This is a genomic window from Idiomarina sp. UBA3162, assembly GCF_002364475.1.
GTDB lineage: Bacteria > Pseudomonadota > Gammaproteobacteria > Enterobacterales > Alteromonadaceae > Idiomarina.
This window is the reverse complement of record NZ_DEYI01000001.1, coordinates 1-2,563: the sequence shown is the minus strand read 5'-3', so window position 1 is coordinate 2,563 and position 2,563 is coordinate 1. Positions and strand designations below refer to the sequence as shown.

Genomic DNA, 2,563 nt, shown 5'->3' with positions numbered 1-2,563 from the left:
GTAAACGAGAAGATCGAAGGCTTTTTTGATTTATGTGCACTACGGGGCCTTGATGGCAGCCATCAAGTATTAATTCCTGAGTCTAACCAAAAGCAGTTGGTGTTACGGCCGGATATAGTCCAGGCAGTCGAACAAGGTCAGTTTCATATCCATACCGTTGATCATGTCGACGAAGCATTGTCATATTTATGTGATATGCCTGTGAAAGACTTATACAAACAGGTAAAACTTAACGCGCACAATGAACAGGAATCGGACAGTCGCTCATGGTGGCAACGCTGGTTTAGTTGATTCAACGCACCCACTTCCACTAATCGGAGTTGTTTAGCGTACAGCTGTACGCTAAACTGCAATCTGATTTCAGTGGTATACAACATAAAAGGTCGTTATGAATCAATCGAGTTTTTCTCGCGAAGATCTGATTGCATGCAGTGAAGGCGAATTATTTGGCCCGGGTAACAGTCGCTTACCCGCCCCTAACATGTTGATGATGGATCGCATCGTGAACATTACCGAAAACGGCGGCGCGCATGACAAAGGGTTTATTCATGCAGAATTAGATATCAATCCTGATTTGTGGTTTTTTGACTGCCACTTTAAGGGTGACCCTGTGATGCCAGGTTGTTTAGGCCTAGACGCTATGTGGCAATTAGTTGGGTTTTATCTAGGTTGGTCAGGCGGCCCCGGTCGCGGACGTGCGCTTGGTGTAGGTGAAGTCAAATTCACCGGTCAAATCTTGCCACACCATAGCAAAGTCACCTATAAGATCGACATGAAACGTGTTATCAAACGCAAACTGTTTATGGGTGTGGGTGATGGCGTAGTTGAAGTTGACGGCCGCCCTATCTATACCGCTAAAGACTTAAAGGTTGGTTTATTTACCGATACCAGTACATTCTAAAACGATGTACCAACCGCGATAAAAAAACGCCGGCTATTTGCCGGCGTTTGTATATTAATTTGCTGAGACATTTAGCGGAACAAGCCGGTCCCCCTAGCCTCCATGGCATCTCGCCAACCGCCTAACCATTGAGACCTGAAGTCGTCTTGGGTTTGATACGGACACTGATCCTTCGAGCGTCCTGATAATCCGGCTTTAAAGCCTTGAGTGTGGGCTCTTTCAAAGCGATCACGCTTCTGTCTTTTCATAAAACTACCCCTTTTCACTTTTTATTCGGTTGTGATTATCAAAAGAGCGCATTAACTAATGCCCTCCCTATAATTGATAACGCGAAACCAGGATAGTTCAATGCGAAAAAGTAACACTGCCTACTTGCAAAAACTTAACAAGTTGAAACTGTGTTACTTTTTTATGATATTTTCTTTATGATTTTTTGATATTTTTATGCTGACGACGGCGCGAAAGCGTAATAAAGAAACCAAGTAGCGATAAGCCAGCTAGCGGAATACCGCCAAAACTCGCGCCACTGCGTTCTACTTTATTTTCTTCCTCACGGCAATTATTCAACTCGCCTTCAATCGGATCCATTTTGATAGTGACCGAAACTTCACGCGTTTGTGTTTCGCCATTACCGTCAACGTACTCTTCCGTCTTCAATGCAGAAGCCACAATTTCACCTGAGTCAGTCACGGCACGTGCGTCTACGATAAAGTATGGACTATCGCAAGCGATTGCATCGTTCAAGTTAATGAATTCAGCATTTTCTGCAGCGGTATCATAGAGAAAACCAACACGACGGCGAGTTGTAGAGAGTGTCGGTTCAATTTCGCCAGTACCGACAACTAAACCATTATTATTAATGTCACTCGGTACCGTTGATGAACCATTGAAAAAGCCTGGTAGGGTTTCCATAGTGGCACTATCAACGTCGTAATAAAAACCGGTATTACGCAAGTTACCTGCACGTGTCGCTGTTAAATAACCAACCGCACGATTGTTGTCATTAATATCGTTGGCCGAGCCCCAAAAGTATTCATCACTTTCTGTCACCGCAATCGCCTCACCATCCACAAATATTGCGGGCATACGGATCGCACCACGGTCGGGGTGGTAAGTGTAACTTTGACCTACAGCAATACCATTGTTATTCACGGCGTAAGCATAGCTAGAGAAATCAGACTGGTCTTCTTCACGACGCTCAGTCAAAGTACCGAGCTCAGTTGAAGAAATAACCTCACCGTTTGCATCTAACTGCCATAAGTAGCCGCGGATGTCGTAGATCGACCGACGCGACGAATAATTTGAACGGCTGTAATACAAAATAGGTGCAATGTTGTTGGCCGTTGCGTTATGAAGCTCTAACCAAAGTTCAGAGGCACAGACTTCAACCGGACGTGTCTGAATCGACTCACTGTCCTCTTCTGGCGTACAACTTTCTATCGTGGTCGCCGCACCGGGACTTACACCGATACTGGCATAACCCGCGGCTAAACCACTGTCATTAACATCCATGATGGCACTTTCACCGCCGAGAATAGATTGTTCTGGTGGTGCGACCGTCGCAGTTTGGCCATCCTGATACCAAACGCCGCGTGAGATATAGTCACGTACGTAAAAAGTATTGGTCTGTTCGTCACCTTCGCTATCGGTATAGGTAAAATC

The 2,563-nt window shown here is 45.3% G+C and carries 3 protein-coding genes and 1 pseudogene; 2 read left to right on the top strand and 2 right to left on the bottom strand.

The window, feature by feature from the left end:
- Both B2X00_RS00020 and fabA read left to right on the top strand, forming a co-directional pair.
- Window positions 1–291 (top strand): annotated as a pseudogene (locus B2X00_RS00020) (Lon protease family protein); the annotation flags it as partial.
- Between the two features lie 97 nt (window positions 292–388).
- A complete protein-coding gene (gene fabA / locus B2X00_RS00015; protein WP_071464298.1) occupies window positions 389–901 on the top strand; it encodes a 3-hydroxyacyl-[acyl-carrier-protein] dehydratase FabA in 513 nt (170 codons plus the stop codon).
- Between the two features lie 71 nt (window positions 902–972).
- Here fabA and rmf read toward each other — a convergent pair whose 3' ends face one another.
- Both rmf and B2X00_RS00005 read right to left on the bottom strand, forming a co-directional pair.
- The gene (gene rmf, locus B2X00_RS00010; RefSeq protein WP_006955790.1) at window positions 973–1,149 is read right to left on the bottom strand and encodes a ribosome modulation factor; all 177 of its coding nucleotides are present in this window, start codon (window positions 1,147–1,149) and stop codon (window positions 973–975) included.
- Between the two features lie 175 nt (window positions 1,150–1,324).
- Window positions 1,325–2,563: DUF3466 family protein (locus tag B2X00_RS00005; RefSeq protein ID WP_290485593.1), on the bottom strand; the 1,239-nt coding region annotated here is incomplete at its 5' end.